Source organism: Xaviernesmea rhizosphaerae (assembly GCF_001938945.1).
Lineage (GTDB): Bacteria > Pseudomonadota > Alphaproteobacteria > Rhizobiales > Rhizobiaceae > Xaviernesmea > Xaviernesmea rhizosphaerae.
The window spans coordinates 123973-138820 of the sequence record NZ_MKIO01000040.1; the positions used below are offsets into that span (position 1 = coordinate 123973).

The following is a 14848-nucleotide window of genomic DNA, read 5'->3' on the forward strand; positions in this document are numbered from 1 at the left end:
TTAGGCTTGATATCGGCCGGCGCCGAAGAACATCTTGATCCTCTCCCAACGGAGCTGCCATCCGTTGAGCGTGGCGAGGTACTCGGACTGCTTCCTCCGGCATTCGTCGAAGTAGTTCTCGCTGTCGAGAACGGCATCCTCGAGCTTCGCAAGGTTGAGATAGCGACCGTGTTTGTCGCTCCAGACGGAGACCATTGTTTCCTCGGATGGTGTGAGTGGCTGCCGGTCCATGCCGGTCGGCCGGCTGTATGTCGACTCGCGGCGTCGAAATCACGAAGGATTCGTGGCCGAAGGTTAATGGAATCCCGAAGACACGGCGTCGCTTGCCTCCGGTCCGCCGGTGACTCACCATTCTCCCGTCGAGAACAAAAGAAGACGGAGGACGACATGCCGAAACTGAAGTGGGAGAAGGGGAGAACGAGCTGATCCTGAAGATGCTGAAGGACGGCCGGCAGCCGGCGGAAATTCTCGAGCATCTACCCGACCGCACATTCGGTGCGCCGCAGACTTACATGACGCGTGAGGGTCTTTTTCATCTTGCTCCACCGCCTCCTGTTCGTTCGAAGGAACGGAGCACGACGGCCGGTATTCGCAGGTGCATGTGCTTCCGAAGGAACTTTGGTTCAGAATGGGTGGGGAGCCACATTTGCGGGCAGTGCAAGGAGACGAGCGAGTGCAGAGCTGCTTAACCGGCCTTTTACCCACCGTCTTGACGCCGGCGTCTCGGGCTCTCTGGTAACTTTTCCCTGGATCTTTTCCGATCGGATGTCGGTCGAACAACAGGGAGACGTATCGATGTTTGATTCCCGAAACCCCGCAGGCGTCGCCGCTCTTCAGCTCGGCCTCATCTCCACCGTCATCGCGACGACGATGACCGATGCCCTCGCCGCCGGCTTCCAGGCCGCCGACGAGCGTCGCGAATGCCGGGCGGCATACAAGTACGCCTGCGAGTTGGAGGAGGCGCGCGGGAGAGCCGACGATCTTGGACGTGTCGCTGTCCGCGCCGTCCGTCACGTTGCGTCCCTCGAAGCAGAGGTTCGACATCTCCGGAACGCCCTGCAGCAGCGCCAGGACCTCATCGACGGCATCAAGTCCGGCAAGATCGCGGTCGCACGATGACGACGGACGAGGAAAAGCAACTCTACGATCGCTTCAGCGACATACTTCACGAGATCCCCGGCCTGGACGAGGCGATCCTTCGGTTCGAGAAGAGCATGCGTCCTGAGCGCGAAAACGCCGCCCAGAGGCGGCCTCTGCAGTCTATCGGCGTGCGTATGTCAGCGACGGCGTCTCGTCGTCTTCGACCCGCCAACGACGAGCTTGCTGCCGACGCATGAACGCGTGCGACACGACCTCCTCCTTCGACGGCTCCGGAGCTTCCGGGGCCTTCTTCTTTGTCCGTGGGAACTTGCCGCCGCCCAGGTGCCACTTCGCACAGAGCGATCGATCTCCGGCAAGCCGAAGCAGGTCGAGGTCCGACATGAGCATCAGCGCGTGCCGCTGCGGCTCGGGAAGAATTCCGAGATCGATTTCCGTGCGAACGCGGGCGTCGGCATGTGCGTACCCCCAGATCAGAGCCACCCGCGTCTCAAGGTCGTCTGGCTCTGCTATGCTGGCGCGATCTCTGGCGTTCTGGAGTTCCTGCTGAACATCCTCCGTCGACAGGTTGTCGTGCTTCGCCTGGGGCACCGGCGGGTAATGCCCGAAGAGGCGAAGAACGCCCCATACGAGCCCGTTGAACGTGTTCCAGAACCCCCACCAAATCGATCTCAGAAAATTCAGCATATTCGTCCTCCCTCCGTGTTGTCTCGAGAAGGATGTCCGTCGGCATGGCAAGTAGCAACGACATTGCGGCAGCTCTGCTCGGGACCGTGCAGGATGCGAGCCAGCGAATATCGCAGGTAGACGATGCGGGGCTGCGAAAATCAAAGCCCCGGTGATTTCTCACTGGGGGCTTACGCTAATCGCTGATCTTGTGCTGGAAGTGGAAGGGAGGAAACCGGTTGCGATAGCCTTGCTGAGGTCGAAGCCGATGGGTTGCAGGCTCCGGCTGCGATGCCGAAGGCTCTGGATTCCTGCCCAGCCTGTTCCGGATCGCGTCCTCCGACTTCTTTCGCGAGAGAGCCGGGCAGATCGACGAGTAGTCCCGCGGGAGGTCGAAAACGCGGAGACAGTCCTGCCAAGACATCCAGTGCTGCTGGCGGAGCCACCGCTTGAGGCCTCTGCCGCTTTTCGCCGTCGGCGACACAGACGAGGTGATCTTCCTGGATCGCATCCTGCGGTCGCAGAACGGTGCCGACTTGAACACAGCTTTGAGCACAGCCTCCCCTTGAGCAGGCAGAGTTGCATCGATGATGCTTTTGCCGTGGAATTATTCGGACGAACAAACGGATGAAGTCTGCTGTCGGCCCATTGCGGTCATCACGGGTCGAAGGGATAAGGGCAGCTTCGCGCCTCCAAATCGGTCGTTGAGGCCGTCTTGGCACCTACCTGAAAGCGGACATCGTCGTGGCAGCGGCGTCACTTCACTGGTGCGCCTCGGCATAACTAGCCGATTTTCAAGAAGGTCATTCCAGCTCGCATAGCACCCTTGCCGTCAGTCTCCGGGTTGTCTCCGACCATCAATGTACGGTTTGGAGAGGTGCCGAGCAATTGGGCCCCGGCAAGGAAAATGCCGGGTTCGGGCTTTCCGACTATTTGGTGAGGGACCGGCCCAGTGCAGGCCAGAATTGCTGCCACAAGCGCTCCAGTCTCGGGAACAATGCTCCCACCTCGGCCAGGATGAGTGCGGTCCGGATTACAAACGACGAGTTGCGCACCGGCCAGTACGGAATTGGCTGCCGATTGGATTGTATCATATGAAAACGTCCGGTCGCGGCCGATCAGGACGACATCTGGCCGTTCCCGAGATATGTTTAAACCGAGGCTTCGCGCATACTCTTGAAGTGACTCGCTTGCCGCCATGGCAATCTGCGCCCCTGGCATTTTCTCCGCCACCATCCGGATCGCCGCCATCCCAGCGGTTACAATTCTTTCTTCAGCCACGGCAAATCCGAGCTGGTCCATCAGAATTGCGATTTCGAAAGCAGTGTGCTCGGCGTCATTGGTGACGATCGCGAAATTTCCTCGGCTAGCATCAATGAGATCGTGCGCCCACGGGAGGGCTTGGCCTCCGCTGATGAGCGTCCCGTCCAGATCGAACAGGACACCGTCTACGTTTAGAAAATCATCCATTCCGTGCGCTCAGGCAATGGAGACCCAGCGCAGGAGCTTCTCCCTGCGTTCGGGTATCGTGGAAATTGAAGATCATGCCAGACCTACTCCGCTGGAAAACCGAGTGCGTAGTCGCGGCCCTTGATTTCATAGCCGTCGAGCGGGAAGCGCCGCGACTCTTCAAGGAAGTAATTCAGATGCACCACGACACTGTCTGCGTTGATTGAGACTACAGAATAGGCTGGCGGTTCGTGGCTGCCGGGGATGTCTTCGCCATGCGGTGACAGTTCCAGCGGCACCTGGTGGTTGAGGCCTGGAATGAGGGAAAACGAGATGCCGTGCCAGTTGCCAGAAATCGGGCGATGGACATGCCCCAGGAAGATGTGGCGGATGCGATGCGAATGCGGCTGAAGCACCTGCCAGAGGGCGTCGGCATCCTGCTGCGTGATCGCGTCCATAGACGAGATGCCGGTCAGGATGGGCGGATGATGCATGAACATAAGGATAGGCTCGTTGCTCTGGGCGAGCTCCTCGGCAAGCCATGTCAGCCGTGTTTGGCAATAGGCTCCCGCATGACTGCCTTCCTGCTTGGTATCGAGAAACACCAGCCTATGACCGCCTTCGATGCGGCTACTCTGGACGAAGCCGTTGCCATCATCCATCGCCTCGGGAAACACGGTTCGCAACGAGGCCCTGTCGTCATGGTTGCCGACCATCATCACCACAGGGACCTTGAGGAGATCGATACGCTGGCGAAGTGCCTGATAGGCTGGAACCTCGCCCCAGTGAGCCAGATCGCCAGTGATGACCATGAGATCGGCGTCGGAATGGTCCGCATGGATGCTGACAATCGCTGCATCGAACCGCGCGCACGGGTCGAGCCCGTACAAGGTTGCCGGCTGCGGCACGAGGTGGATATCAGTGACATGAACGATCTTCATGGTGACCTTCCTGATGGTGAGGCTACGTGGCCGATTGGCCACGTAGCGGGAGGTTGGCAGATCAGCGACGCGGCAGGAGAGCCTGGGTGTCTGCTGCCATGTCGGCGAGAACCGCCTCGGCTTCCTCGGCGCGACTGCCGTCCATGACCGACTGCAACCGGTCCTTGATCACGTCTGTGATCTTTAGGCCGTTATCGCCGGGAAACGCGTACCAGCCGGTCAGATAGGGTAGCTGGGAAAGAGCAACCGCCTGGTTCGGGTTCTCGGCATAGAAATCTTTCAGGAGGTCGGCCGCCTTGGTGTTCGGCGCCATGTACCCGGTGGTCTTGACCATGATTGCGCCACCTTCGGGGCCCGTCGCGAACTTCAGGAATTCCCATGCTGCCTTCTGCTTGTCCTTGTCTTTGGCCGTGATTATCGCGACATTGCCGCCGGCCGGCAGACGCGAGACGCCTTCTTTCAGATCCGGATAGTTGCCGGTCTTTAGTTCGAACTTGCCGCCGATCTGCTTGGTGACGGCATTGACGCGAGCCGTTGTGGTTACCATCATACCGATTTTGCCGGCGGAGAAAGCCGCCAGCATCTCGTTCGGCGTCATGTTCGGCGACTGCGCCTCGATCACGAGACGTGCCAGTGTGCCGATCGCTTGTTTGCCGGCCTCGCCGTCGAAGGCGACCTTGGTTTCGTCCTCATTGAGCATCGTGCCCCCATTTGCAAACACCAGCGCCTGCCACAGCCAGTTTCCGGTGATCGCCCATTCGGTTTCGATACCGTCAGCCTCGCCCTGAGCCTCGATCTTCTTGGCGAGCGCGATGATATCGTTCCAAGTCTTGGGAAGGCTGTTTTCGTCGAGACCGGCCTTCTTCACGAGATCCATATTGTAATAGACGATCGGCAGTGAGATGGCATAGGGAAGGCCGTAAACCTTGCCGTCGACGGCGCCGGCCTGGCGCATGCCGTCATGATAGCCGGCGGCGTCGAAGTCCGTTTCGTTGGCGATGAAATCATCGAGCGGAACGGCGATTTCCTTGTCAGCAAGAACGCGTACGCGATTGAGGCCTTGGAAGGTGACGTCCGGTACATTACCGGTGATGCCTTCGCGCAGCACGCGCTGGGCGGCGTCCTCATAATCCTTGTAGGGCGTGCGGAACTCAACCTTGATGTCGGGATGCTTCTTGCTGAAGGCTTCCAGCATCTCCTTCTGGGTCGTGTCGAACAGTTCCGGATAGGCGTACTGCACGGTGATCGTAGTAGTATCGGCCATCGCTGCGGATGCCATCAGGGACAGGGCTGCGGCGGTCAGGATCGTTCTCATGGACAAGTCTCCGGTGGTTGGGGGGGTGAGAGGACTGCTACTTGATGCCGGTGAAGGCGATGCCTTCGATGAACCGTCGTTGCGCCAGCAGGAAGAGGCAAAGAAGCGGGGCAACAATGATGGTCGCGGCCGCCATCAGCGGGCCAAAGTCATTTCCGGCCTCGGCATTGCGGAAGGCCATGACGCCGAGCGGCGGCGTGAAGTACTTGTCGCTTGATACGGCGACCAGAGGCCAGAAATAATCGTTCCAGTGAGTGACGATCGAGAAGACGCCGAAGGCCGTGAGCGCCGGGATGGCGGCCGGCAGCATGACCCGCCAAACGATCGACAATTCAGACATGCCATCCATACGGGCCGCATCGACCAGATCATCCGGAACGCCCATGAAGAACTGCCGCATCAGGAAGATGCCGAACACTGAAATCGTGAAGGGCAACACCAGCGCGCTGTAGCTGTCGAGCAGGCCGACGTAGTACAGTAGGATGAACAGCGGCACAGCAATTGCCTGATAGGGGATCAGCAAGCAGAAGAGCACGAAACCGAAGGCTAGACGGCGACCGAAAAAATGCAGTTTGGCCAGTGCATAGGCTGCCGGCAGCGTGACGAGCACCTGCAGGAAAAAGATCGCTGCCGTAACGACGACGCCGTTCATGAGATAGAGCATCAGCGGGGCTGCTGAAAATGCTTCCGTATAATTCTCGATGACGGCGAGTTTTTGCGGCCACCAGCGCAACGTTTCGGAAAAGATCTCGTCGGCTGGCTTGATCGAGGTCGAAACCATCACGGCGAAGGGCAGAAGGGCAAAGGCAGCAATCAAGAGCAGTGCTGTGTGGCGAAGCGCCGAGCTTACAAAGGAACGAGCCGTCATGCGCCTTCTCCATTCTTCTTGAGGGATACGAAGCGCAGCAGGCTGACGCTGACGACGAGCAGGATGAAGACAATCGTGATCGCCGCCGCGTGACTGCTGCGGAAGAACTCGAAGCCTTCGGCATAGATCGTGTAGAGCAGCACTTCGGTCGCCTTGTTCGGCCCTCCTTGAGTGAGTGCATGAACCGTGTCGAAGACCTGGAAAGAGCGGATGGCGGAGGTGATGGCGACGAAAACGGCGACAGGTGCCAGCAGTGGCCAGGTGATCAGCTTGAACCGCTCCCAGGCATGCGGTGTGCCGTCTAGCTCGGCTGCGTCGTATAGATCGCGCGGGATGGCAGAAAGACCGGCCATGAAGAGCACCATGTTGAAGCCGAAGCTTTGCCAGATGCCGATGACCGCGAGCACGTAGAGTGCGATGTCGCCATCCTTGAGCCAGTTGTGCGAGGCAAATCCCAGGGCCTTCGCCGTCGTGTTGACGATGCCAAAGCTCGGGTGCAGCATGAACTCCCAGACGATGGCCATGGCAAGCAGGCTCGCCATCACCGGCATGAAAAAGGCGGTGCGATAGAAGGATCGTAACGAGGTTCCTGCGTCGATCAGAAGCGCACTGACCAGGCCTAGCAGCATCGAGCCGGGCACGACGACGGCAGAGTAGATCAGCGTATTGCTCAACGACTTCCAGAAGACCGGGTCATCGATCAGCGCTTGAAAATTTTCGAAACCGATAAATCTCAGCGAGCGATCACCGAGCTGATAGTCGGTAAAGGCCAGCACAAGAATCGAGGAGAGCGGCGCAATCAGGAAGATGATTGCCAAGATGGACGCCGGCGCGATGAGGGCAAGGCCTGCTCGGTTTTGGCTGGCGGAAAGGCTCATAGGGGAGCCTCCAGTCGGTAGCTGCCTTCTATTCGCCGGTTGTCTGTGCCGAAGACATGCAGGCGCGCTTCATCCATCACGATCCCCACTTTGTCGCCGATGGCTGGGCGGATGCCGCCCGGATCGCAGCGCACAACGACGAGGTTGCCGCCAGCGGTCATGACTTGGACGAAGAGGTCGGCGCCGAGATTTTCGATGTGGTGGATAACGCCGGCAAGCGGTGCGTTGGCTATGCCTGCTAGTCGAGCCGCCTCTGGACGAAAAGCCGCCTGCACCCGGTTGTTCGCGGTATCGGCGAAGGTGAAGGATAGGACGTCACCTTCAGTCAGAGCCGCCTGAAGAACGTTGATTTTGGGACTACCTATGAACTCCGCGACGCGAAGATCCAGGGGCATCTGGTAGATCTGGTCAGGCGTATCCACCTGCAGGATTTCGCCACCCATCATCACTGCGATACGATCGGACATGGTCATCGCTTCGGCTTGATCGTGGGTGACATAGATAAAGGTCGAACCCAATTGGCGGTGGAGCGCGGCAATCTCGCCTCTCGCCTGTACCCGCATCTTGGCATCGAGATTCGAGAGCGGCTCGTCCATCAGGAAGGCGCTCGGTTTACGCACCATGGCGCGGGCAAGTGCCACACGCTGGCGCTGGCCGCCTGAAAGTGAAGCAGGCTTGCGGTCCTTTAGCATAGAGATTGATAGGGCATCGCAAACTCTGCCCACTTCCCCTGCGATCTCCTTGCGCTTCGCCTTCGCCGACGGCAGAAGAGTGCCGAGGAGCGACCGCTCAGTGGTGTTCAGGCGGCGCATGACGAGCGGTACGGCGATGTTTTCCGCCACCGTCAGGTGCGGATACAGTGCATAGGACTGGAACACCATGGCGAGGTCGCGGTCGCGTGGCCGGATCCTATCGACAGTTGCACCATCTAGTAGGATGCTGCCCCCGCTCTGCTGTTCGAGGCCGGAAATGATGCGCAATAGAGTGGACTTTCCGCAGCCTGACGGGCCAACCAAGGAAATGAACTCGCCGTCCCGAATATCCAGATCGATCCTTTTCAAAACATGGGTCTCCCCGAATGTCTTAACGACAGATCTGATGTTTACGCTTGCCATGAAGGAAGGCCCAAAAAAATGTGTTCAATGGCTGGCCAGATACTTCATAGATTTTACATTACAATGACGCATTATAAATTCAGGTTATACCGCCCATCAGGTAGACACCTCTCATTTTTCGTGAGGCTCAATGCGTTCCAAGCTTAGCTATGCCCAGTTGCGAGCATTCAATGCGGTTGCAAAGGAAGGCAGTTTCTCGTCTGCCGCGCGTCGCCTCGGCCTCAGTCAGCCTGCCATAACGGCGCAGGTCAAAGCTTTGGAACAGAGCTACGGCGTGCTGTTATTCGAGCGCAGGGGGGACGGTGCAAGGATGACGCCACTCGCCAAGAGCTTGTTTCAGGAGACACAAGAGCTGCATGTTATAGAGGCTGTAGCCGCCGATATCCTGGGTGCATCGAGCGCGTTGAAGACGGGTGAACTCAACATCATGTGCGGCGCTCCGAATCCGGCAATGGCGCTGATTTCCGAGTTCAGGCGCCGTTACCCCGGTGTCCGGGTTACCGCCAATTTTGGTAACTGGCATCGGGTCACGACGGCACTTTATGAGCAACAATGCGACGCGATCATCCTGACAGGCGTACCGGACGACGATAGCCTGACGCGCATTCCGTACATGGAGCAGCGAGCGGTCGCGCTGGTGCCTGCCGGGCACCCGCTGGCAAAGCGAGGCAAGCCCCTTTCGCTGCATGAACTTGCCGATCAGCCACTCATTTTTCGCAACGACCAATCTCTCACGCAATCGGCGCTGAACATGGCAATAAGGAAGTCTGGCGTAAACCTTGAGCCAGCTCTCTCACTCGGCGAGCGTGAGGCGGTCTACGAGGCAGTGCACCAAGGACTGGGAATAGGATTCATGTTCGAACTGGCGGTCAGCCGGGCAGAAAGCAACGTTGTCCGCCTGCCCATAATGGAGCTGAACGACGTTTACGTTGAGCACGTCGCATGCTTGACCCGGAACATGAGACGGCGCGAAGTTCGGGCACTGATGGCGCTGGTGGAATAATACCAACCTTCAGTGAATGTGACTCTCGTGGGGATTCCCAGCAGCCGACGAATCTGAATCTTTGTTGCAAACAGGAGGTTGCGATGGGTTCAGCGCTTTCATTGCGGTCGGATTTCGACGGGGCCAGGTTGCGGCGTCTGGCTCGCCAGACACGGGATGCCAATCAGGCGCGACGGCTTCTGGCTCTTGCATCGATCTATGATGGCGGCTCGCGCGCCGATGCCGCCCGGCTTGGCAGCGTGACAGTTCAGATCGTGCGCGACTGGGTGGTCCGCTTCAACGATCGCGGTCCAGACGGTCTGATCAATGGCAAGGCTTCGGGCAAGCCTTCTCTCCTGAACGACGAACAGCGAGCGGCCTTGGCGCAAGCCATAGAGCGCGGACCGACACCGTACTGGATGGCGTCGTTCGTTGGCGTCTGTGTGATCTGGCGCAATGGCTCTGGGAAGAGTTCCGCATCTCGGTGAGCCAGGAGGCCCTTGGTCGCGAAGTGCGTGCCATGGGGTAGCGCAAGCTCTCTGCTCGCCCAAGACATCATGCTCAGGATGCCGAAGCGGCCGAGGCTTTTAAAAAAACTTCCCCGCCGCTGTGGCAGAAATTGCCGCCGGCCCCGCCAAGAGCAAAGTGATCGAAGTCTGGTTTCAGGACGAAGCTCGTATAGGCCAGAAGAACAAGATCACCCGCCGCTGAGCCAAGCGGGGAACAAGGCCGTCTGCGCCACACGACCAGCGAACCAAGCCGGCCTATATCTTCGGTTCCATCTGCCCCAAACAGGGCAAGGCTGCCGCTCTCGTCATGCCGTGGTGCGACACCCATGCCATGAACCAGCACCTGATCGATATCCCGTAATGTTGCAGATAACGAACATGCCGTCCTCATCATGGACCAGGCTGGATGGCACATGTCCAACAATCTCGTCGTCCCAGAAAACATCACCATCCTGCCACTGCCGCCCAAATCACCCGAGCTGAACCCGGTCGAAAACATCTGGCAGTTCATGAGGGACAACTGGCTCTCAAACCGCGTCTTCAAGTCCTACGAGGATATCGTCGACCATTGCTGCTACGCTTGGAGAACACTCCAGGACCGACCATGGAAGATCATGTCGATCGGCAGACGCAAATGGGCACAAGGGTTCTGATCAATGACGGTTGGTATAATACCTTCGTCGCAATATTCGTTTCCGCAAAGTTCAGATTGCTGAAACGTCTCCGCTTCGCGCCCGAGGCCTTCGTGTGCCTGCCTGAAAGTAGACATCGGCTGAAACCTCGCCGTCATACATCGATGTCCGCCTTCGCGTAGGTGCCCTAGCAGCGGTCAGTCTGCCATCGGCCCCGGACTGGAAATGATTTCCGCTATGCGCCTCCATGTCGGTCATAGAGGCTGTCGTGTCGTCGTGCGTGCCTAAAAGCAGACATAGCCTCGGCGCCCGCGTCACGTCGCCTTTACGCCGATAGTGTTGAAAAACTCCGCTGAGGGTCGACAAAACAACTCACTGCCGTGACTGTCCGGAATGGATTTCCGATGATCTTAGCTGACTGAAACGGATTTGCGGCAGAGTGGGTACAGAGCTTCCTCTAAGCAATGTCATTTCAGCTAAAGCTTACGAGAAGCTGCCCACGGGAGTATTTCAACAGTATCCGCCATAAGCGGACGTCCGCCGACGCATTATGAAGGACCTGTTGCCACCCCATTCAGGTCCGCCAGTCTTGATACGAGCTGACCTGGAAGCAGACGTAGGACTCGTCATCTTCTGCCTGCTAAAGAGCTTTCGCGTTGGCCCGTCTAACGAACTCATCCACAACAACCCGGATCCGGGGAAGTATCGCACGGGTCGTTGGCCACACAGCGTTAAATGGCGATTGCACCTGGCACCGATCCGGCAGCACCTCGACCAATTCTTTCCCATCGATGTAAGGCTGCAGGAGAGACTGTGGCATTTGGCATAAGCCGAAACCAGCAACCGCCATATCGATGACCACCTCTCCGTCGCTCACTAGGTGAGCGGCCAGCGGATCAAGCGACTTTACGCGCCCGCCCTCCTCCAGGAAGCGCCAGGGTGCGGCTCTGCCTGGCCTGCCTCCGAGGATACAGGCGTGGTCTTGTAGATCACGTAGGCTTGTTGGTGCCCCTGCTTCACTAAGATAGCGTGGTGCTGCACAGAGAACGAGGCGCTGTGTTCCGAGCGGTCGGGCAGAGATGTCAGTTCGGTCAGGCAGCTCGCCGAACCGCAGACATAGGTCTACCCCATCCTCGACAGGGTCTATAATACGATCAGAGAAGCTGGCCTCCAAACGGAGTCCGGGATGGGCCCTGAGGATATCCAATAGGATCGGCATGGCGATCCGTCGGCCGAACGCCACTGGCATGTCCACCCGCAATATTCCTCTAACCGCGCTGGCCTTGGACCGTGCGAGGTCTTCTGCTGACCGGAGCTGATCAAGTGCGGCTTCGGCTTGCACAAAGTAGGCCTGACCATCGGGCGTCAACGATAGCCGACGTGTTGTCCGATGCAGAAGTTTGACGCCAAGCCGACCCTCCAACTGGGCCACCGACTTGGCGACGGCCGACTTGGTGATGCCAAACTGTGCCGCCGCCGCAGTGAACGACCCGGCTTTCACCACGGTGATAAAGATTTCTACGCCACCGAAGGTGCTGGTAATAGCCATTCTGCAGGCACTCCAATTGACGACTTGAAGTGTACAGTCTGACAACCGGAAGGACAATTGTCTCCAGACAGAAGCAGAGCCATATCTGCGCTAAACCAGGAGATATCGATGTCCCGTTTGTTCGATCCGTTGAAGGTTGGGGCTCTCGAGCTGCCGAACCGCGTTATCATGGCCCCGCTTACACGCAAGCGCTCCGGCGTCGAGCGCGTACCCAACGCGATGATGGCCGAATACTATCGGCAACGGGCTGGTGCCGGATTGATTCTGAGCGAAGCGACTTCTGTGTCCCCACAAGGCGTTGGATATTGGGGCACGCCTGGTATTTGGAACGATGCCCAGGTCCAAGGCTGGCAACACGTCACGCGGCAGGTTCACGAAGCCGATGGTCGCATATTCCTGCAGCTCTGGCACGTGGGCCGCATCTCCGACCCCGAACTTCTCGATGGCCAACTTCCCGTAGCGCCGAGCGCAATCGCCGCCGCTGGTCATGTCTCGGGACTACGCCCGAAAAGGCCGCATCCTATTCCACGGGCTTTGGAAACGAATGAGATACCGGGAATCGTTGAGGACTTTAGACAGGGCGCGGAGCGAGCAAAGGCCGCTGACTTTGATGGCGTCGAGTTGCATGCTGCCAATGGCTATCTGATTGATCAGTTCCTACAGGACAAGACCAACAAGCGCACCGATTGCTACGGTGGCACAGTCGAGAACCGCGCTAGGTTTCTCCTTGAGATTGCGGATGCAGTGACTGAGGTTTGGGGCGCTGATCGTGTCGGCGTGCACCTTCGACCTCGGGGCGAGGAACACGATATGGGGGACAGCAACCCCAAGGCAATTTTCGGGTACGTCGCCGACGAACTGGCAAGACGGAAGATTGCCTTCATTTTTGTCCGCGAAATTGAAGCCGAAGACAGCCTTCTCGGTGAGATCAAGCGTCGGTTCGGGGGGCCGGTCATAGCCAATGAACTTATGTCAAAGGAAGATGGGGAGCGACTTATCGAGTCCGGTCATGCCGACGCCCTGGCATTCGGTCGCGACTATATCGCCAATCCGGACCTCGCAGAGCGCCTTCAGCAGAACTTTCCTCTGAACACACCGAACAAGGTGTTCGGCATCTCCTTCGGCTATCCCGACGCGACTCATGCCGCGAACACCTATCGGATCGGCAAGGCACCGATTGAGGAAAGCGTGACGTTCCACGGATGAGTTCCGGCGAATGTAGAACCCGCTCATGGCGCTTCTGCGCCATGACGTTTTTGCATAGAAGAACGCGGCAAACGAAAAGCTCAGGCGATTGCTTCGAAGAGTACACGGCGTGCTTCCGTGGGCGGAAAAGCGAGAGGTCAATGACCAAGCAGATGATGATCGGCGTTGCCCTGGGCAACGGCTATGGTGCGCAAAACAGCGCGTGGCGGATGCCTTGGGTCGATCCGGCAAACTACACAAGTTTCGACAGTCAGGTGCGCTACGCCCAGGCCGCCGAGCGGGGCAAGTTCCAGTTCCTGTTCTTGCCCGACTACCCTGCGCTTAAGGGTGACGTGGCCATGGAGGCTCCCTGGGTTTCGCTTGAACCTATGCTCACACTTGCCGCAATCGCCCGTGAAACCAACCGGATCGGTCTGGTCGCCACCGGATCGACCACCTTCAACGAACCCTACAACCTCGCACGCCAGTTCAAGACACTGGACATCATGAGCCACGGCCGGGTGGGATGGAATGCCGTGCCCTCCTGGGACCCTGCTGTCGCCGCCAATTTTGGCCGACAGCTACCTCCGCGTGAGGAAAAATACCAGCGGCTCCATGAGGTCGTCCAGTTGGTCCAGGCTCTATGGGGAAGCTGGGAACGGGATGCCTGGGTGCTCGACACAGCCTCCGGTCAGTTTGCCGATCCCGCGAAGATCAAGCCAATCAATCTAAGCGGGCGGCATGTCGGTGCACGCGGGCCGTTGCCGCTCCCGCCCTCCGAACAGGGGCAACCGGTAATCTTTCAGGCAGGTGGCGGTGGGAACGGGCTGGAAGTAGCCGGACGTTATGCCACCGGCGTGATGGGGGCACCCCAGACGATGGAGGATGCCCGCCACCAGCGCTCCGAGCTAAGGGCGGCTGCTCAACGTGCAGGGCGCGACCCGGACGAGATAAAGTACTTCGCTGGCATCATGACGACGGTCGCGTCGGACAGGCGTGCGGGGCTCGACCGCCGTATCCTGCTAACGGAACACACTTTCGCCGACCGCGTCGTCTACCTGGGGCAGATGCTTGGGCTGCGGCTCGAATCCGCTAGTCTCGACGCACCGTTGTCTCCTGAGCAACTGGCCGCAGCCCGCCCATCCCCGGCTGACCCTCGCTCGGTCTATGCATTGCAGGTCGCTCGCGAAGGCTGGAACTTGCGCGATGTACTGGCGCACGGAGTGATCGAGTTTCACCCAGCCATCGCAGGACCCTCTATCGAAATTGCCGACTTCATGCAGGCATGGTTTGAAGCTGATGCCGCCGATGGCTTCTGGGTAGTCCCAGACGTGTTCGAGGACGGGATCGACGCCTTCGTGGACGGCGTCGTCCCAATCTTGCAGGAGCGCGGGTTGTTCCATCGCGACTATGAGGGGCACACCCTACGTCATCATCTCGGTGCACCCGCCCAATACGGTACTGATACACGTGTGCTGGGCTGAGCGCGGCGCTGATGTCCGGTAAGGGCCCGACAGCGGAAATGATTTCCGCTTCGCGCCCTCAATTCAGCCGTTCACCGATTGTGCGGTCGATCCCAAAACCTGCCGTTCTTTCATCTCCCGATGCTGCGTTGGCTTCGACCCACTTTGGCACAAACCCGTCATTTCAGCCTGGATCTC

Annotated in this window: 13 protein-coding genes and 1 pseudogene; 5 read left to right on the forward strand and 9 right to left on the reverse strand. The window is 58.8% G+C overall.

Annotated elements, in window-relative coordinates; genetic code table 11:
- Entirely contained in the window at positions 1–195 is a 195-nt protein-coding gene (locus tag BJF92_RS19975) for a hypothetical protein (RefSeq protein WP_075636516.1), read from the reverse strand.
- A 600-nt stretch (positions 196–795) separates the two neighbouring features.
- Here BJF92_RS19975 and BJF92_RS19980 point away from each other — a divergent pair.
- On the forward strand, positions 796–1119 hold the full coding sequence (locus tag BJF92_RS19980) for a hypothetical protein (protein WP_125270242.1): 324 nt from the start codon (positions 796–798) through the stop codon (positions 1117–1119).
- Between the two features lie 141 nt (positions 1120–1260).
- Here the strand turns inward: BJF92_RS19980 and BJF92_RS19985 are convergent, their stop codons facing one another.
- The 7 genes from BJF92_RS19985 to BJF92_RS20020 all read right to left on the reverse strand — a co-directional run bounded on the left by BJF92_RS19985 (position 1261) and on the right by BJF92_RS20020 (position 8330).
- Positions 1261–1785, reverse strand: coding sequence for a hypothetical protein (locus BJF92_RS19985; protein ID WP_075636518.1), 525 nt, complete (start codon positions 1783–1785; stop codon positions 1261–1263).
- 762 nt (positions 1786–2547) lie between these two features.
- Positions 2548–3234 (reverse strand): HAD-IIA family hydrolase, encoded by a 687-nt coding sequence (locus BJF92_RS19995; protein WP_037093935.1) that lies wholly within the window; start codon positions 3232–3234, stop codon positions 2548–2550.
- 83 nt (positions 3235–3317) lie between these two features.
- A complete protein-coding gene (locus tag BJF92_RS20000; protein WP_037093910.1) occupies positions 3318–4154 on the reverse strand; it encodes a phosphodiesterase in 837 nt (278 codons plus the stop codon).
- A gap of 61 nt (positions 4155–4215) precedes the next feature.
- Positions 4216–5469 carry an ABC transporter substrate-binding protein gene (locus tag BJF92_RS20005; RefSeq protein ID WP_037093913.1) on the reverse strand — a complete coding sequence of 418 codons (1254 nt, stop codon included), beginning with the start codon at positions 5467–5469 and terminating at the stop codon, positions 4216–4218.
- Positions 5470–5506: 37 nt separating this feature from the next.
- A complete protein-coding gene (locus tag BJF92_RS20010; RefSeq protein WP_037093916.1) occupies positions 5507–6337 on the reverse strand; it encodes a carbohydrate ABC transporter permease in 831 nt (276 codons plus the stop codon).
- Positions 6334–7215 (reverse strand): carbohydrate ABC transporter permease, encoded by an 882-nt coding sequence (locus BJF92_RS20015; protein ID WP_075636520.1) that lies wholly within the window; start codon positions 7213–7215, stop codon positions 6334–6336. The genes BJF92_RS20010 and BJF92_RS20015 overlap by 4 nt, the downstream gene beginning before the upstream one ends.
- Positions 7212–8330 (reverse strand): ABC transporter ATP-binding protein, encoded by a 1119-nt coding sequence (locus tag BJF92_RS20020; RefSeq protein WP_037093919.1) that lies wholly within the window; start codon positions 8328–8330, stop codon positions 7212–7214. The genes BJF92_RS20015 and BJF92_RS20020 overlap by 4 nt, the downstream gene beginning before the upstream one ends.
- Before the next feature lie 130 nt (positions 8331–8460).
- On the opposite strand from BJF92_RS20020, the gene BJF92_RS20025 reads away from it, so the two are divergent.
- On the forward strand, positions 8461–9333 hold the full coding sequence (locus BJF92_RS20025) for a LysR substrate-binding domain-containing protein (protein WP_075636521.1): 873 nt from the start codon (positions 8461–8463) through the stop codon (positions 9331–9333).
- Positions 9334–9416: 83 nt separating this feature from the next.
- A pseudogene (locus BJF92_RS24790) lies at positions 9417–10474 on the forward strand (IS630 family transposase).
- A 619-nt stretch (positions 10475–11093) separates the two neighbouring features.
- Here the strand turns inward: BJF92_RS24790 and BJF92_RS20040 are convergent.
- Complete coding sequence (locus tag BJF92_RS20040; protein ID WP_037093923.1) at positions 11094–12002, reverse strand: LysR family transcriptional regulator; 909 nt, start codon at positions 12000–12002, stop codon at positions 11094–11096.
- Between the two features lie 108 nt (positions 12003–12110).
- Between BJF92_RS20040 and BJF92_RS20045 the strand changes: the two genes are divergently transcribed.
- Positions 12111–13208: an alkene reductase gene (locus BJF92_RS20045; RefSeq protein WP_075636522.1), complete on the forward strand. Its 1098-nt coding sequence runs from the start codon at positions 12111–12113 to the stop codon at positions 13206–13208.
- A gap of 140 nt (positions 13209–13348) precedes the next feature.
- Complete coding sequence (locus tag BJF92_RS20050) at positions 13349–14671, forward strand: NtaA/DmoA family FMN-dependent monooxygenase (RefSeq protein ID WP_037093929.1); 1323 nt, start codon at positions 13349–13351, stop codon at positions 14669–14671.
- Positions 14672–14848 lie beyond the last annotated feature (177 nt).